Origin of the sequence: Staphylococcus gallinarum, from assembly GCF_000875895.1 — a bacterium.
In the GTDB taxonomy this organism is placed as follows: Bacteria; Bacillota; Bacilli; order Staphylococcales; family Staphylococcaceae; genus Staphylococcus; species Staphylococcus gallinarum.
Genome location: NZ_JXCF01000217.1, coordinates 1 through 241, shown reverse-complemented (window position 1 = coordinate 241; position 241 = coordinate 1). Strand labels below are relative to the sequence as shown.

Here is a 241-nt window from a genome sequence, read left to right as displayed (position 1 = left end):
ATGCAACTCCTTTTTCACATCATCAAATTGCTTTTCTAAATCATGATATTTCTCTTCTGGTAAATGTGTAGCCTTATCTTTATTTTGATTAAACCACTTAGCAATCTGATTCACATTACTTCCCAAATGACTTAAATCTTTGGCAATCGATTGTCGCGTTTCTTTGTCTAATTTTGGCGACACTAATCGACTGCCTTGTGCCTTTTTCTTAACGAAATTAGGCACTGTCATATTCAAAGTT

General features: G+C 34.0%; 1 protein-coding gene. It reads right to left on the bottom strand.

What is annotated here, in order from left to right; genetic code table 11:
• Window positions 1–241, bottom strand: a 241-nt coding sequence (mobC, locus tag SH09_RS14135) for a plasmid mobilization relaxosome protein MobC (protein ID WP_042740246.1), incomplete at both ends; no start/stop codon positions are given.